Below are 2,396 nucleotides of genomic sequence, written 5' to 3' on the forward strand. Positions count from 1 at the left end.
GCGAAGAATGCACAAAGCGTCTCTGATGCTTTAGGTGGTGGTTCAACGGTGAATCCAGATGGCACAGTGACTGCACCGAACTATACGGTGAATGGTGCGGATGTAAACAATGTCGGTGATGCAATCACAGCTTTAGATAAAGGTTGGACATTACAAAGTAATGGAGAAAATGCTGGCGCTGTGAAAGCAGGCGATACGGTTGATATTGGCACAGCAGATGGTGAAGAAAACCTACAAGTAACCAAAGAAGGCAATGACATTAAGTACAGCCTGAACCGAGACTTGAAAGTAGACAGTGTCACTGCAGGCGATACGGTGATTAACAATGATGGCTTAACGATTGCCAACGGCCCAAGCGTAACTAAATCAGGTATTGATGCAGCAGGTAACACGATTAGCAATGTGGGACCTGGTGTAGCAGGCACAGATGCGGTCAATAAAGATCAGTTAGATAAAGCGGGACAAGACTTAACCGATAAAGGCTTTGGCCTAACTGCACAAGACGGCACCACTGTTCAGAAAAAACTGGGTGAAGCGGTTGATGTTGTGGGTGCAGATGAAAATATCACCACCAAAGTCCAAGACGGAAAAGTTGCAATTGAACTTGCCAAAGACCTGAATGTAAACAGTGTAACGGCGGGTGATAGTGTTCTGAACACTGATGGCTTAACCATTGCCAACGGTCCAAGCGTGACCAAATCTGGTATCGATGCGGGCAATCAAAAAATTACCAATGTCGCTGATGGTGAAGTTGCTGCGGGTTCTAAAGATGCAGTCAATGGCGGTCAGTTAAATGACAGCGTAGGTTCAACTGGCGATATTCTTGGTGGTGGTGTAACCAATGAAGGCGGTAAGTTAAATGGTCCATTTACTGTAAATGACCAAGGTTATGACACTGTAGCAGATGCAATTAAAGGTGAGTCAGCTAAAGCAAAAACAGAAGTAGAAGCTGGCAAGAACATGACGGTTGAGAGCAGAACTGGAGCAGATGGCCAAACCATCTACGAAGTTGCAACAGCCGATGATGTTGAGTTTAACAACGTTAAAGTGGGCGACGTTACGATTGATGGCGCGACTGGCAAGATCAGTGGGGTTGCAGCGGGTGATGTAAATCCAGATTCCACCGATGCGATCAATGGCAGTCAATTGTCGAAGAATGCACAAAGTGTCTCTGATGCACTTGGCGGCGGTTCAACGGTTAATCCAGATGGCACAGTGACAGCACCGAACTACACAGTGAATGGGGCTGATGTAAACAATGTTGGAGATGCAATTACTGCATTGGATAAAGGCTGGACGCTACAAAGCAATGGAGAAAACGCTGGTGCAGTGAAAGCAGGCGATACGGTTGATATCGGCACAGCAGATGGTGAAGAAAACCTACAAGTGGCCAAAGAAGGCAATGACATTAAGTACAGCCTGAACCGCGACTTGAAAGTGGATAGTGTGACTGCGGGCGATACTGTACTGAATAACGACGGTCTATCGATTACAAACGGTCCAAGTGTCACCAAAGATGGCATCAATGCAGGCAACAAGAAAATCACGGGTGTTGCACCGGGTACAGTCAGCCCTGACTCAACAGATGCGATCAATGGCAGCCAGTTGCATGCCCAAGGCGAAGGTGTGAAAGACATTATCGGTGGTGACACTGCTTATGATCCAAACACTGGAAAATATACCAATCCAAACATTGGCGGTACAGGCAAAGACAACATCAATGATGCCATTGGTAGTCTAGGTCAAGCAGCAAAAGAAGCGAAGACTACAGTAACTGACGGTGACAACATTGTTGTGACTGAAAGTAAGAATGCCGATGGTAGCACCAACTATGAAGTTGCGACCGCTAAAGACGTTACGTTTGACTCAGTGAAAGTCGGTGATGTTTCGATTGATAGCACGACAGGCAAGATCACAGGCGTTGCAGATGGTGATGTTAATCCAGATTCGAAAGATGCGATCAATGGCAGTCAATTGTCGAAGAATGCGCAAAGTGTTTCTGATGCTTTAGGTGGCGGCTCGACGGTGAATCCAGATGGTACGTTGACAGCACCGAACTATACGGTGAATGGCGCTGATGTAAACAATGTTGGAGATGCCATCACTGCATTGGATAAAGGTTGGACACTACAAAGCAATGGAGAAAATGCTGCGGCAGTGAAAGCGGGGGATACGGTTGATATCGGTACTGCGGATGGCGAAGAAAACTTACAAGTAGCGAAAGAAGGCAATGATATTAAGTACAGCCTCAACCGTGACTTGAAAGTGGATAGTGTCACTGCAGGCGATACCGTGATTAACAATGACGGTATGACCATCACAGGCGGTCCAAGTGTGACCAAGTCTGGTATCGATGTTGCGGGTAACAAGATCAGCAATGTTGCAGCGGGTACAGC

The 2,396-nt window shown here is 46.7% G+C and carries 1 pseudogene; it reads left to right on the forward strand.

From position 1 onward, the window contains the following. Nucleotides 1–2,396: pseudogene (locus F887_RS14870) on the forward strand (hypothetical protein); the annotation flags it as partial.

It is taken from the genome of Acinetobacter sp. NIPH 2100 (assembly GCF_000369805.1).
In the GTDB taxonomy this organism is placed as follows: Bacteria; Pseudomonadota; Gammaproteobacteria; order Pseudomonadales; family Moraxellaceae; genus Acinetobacter.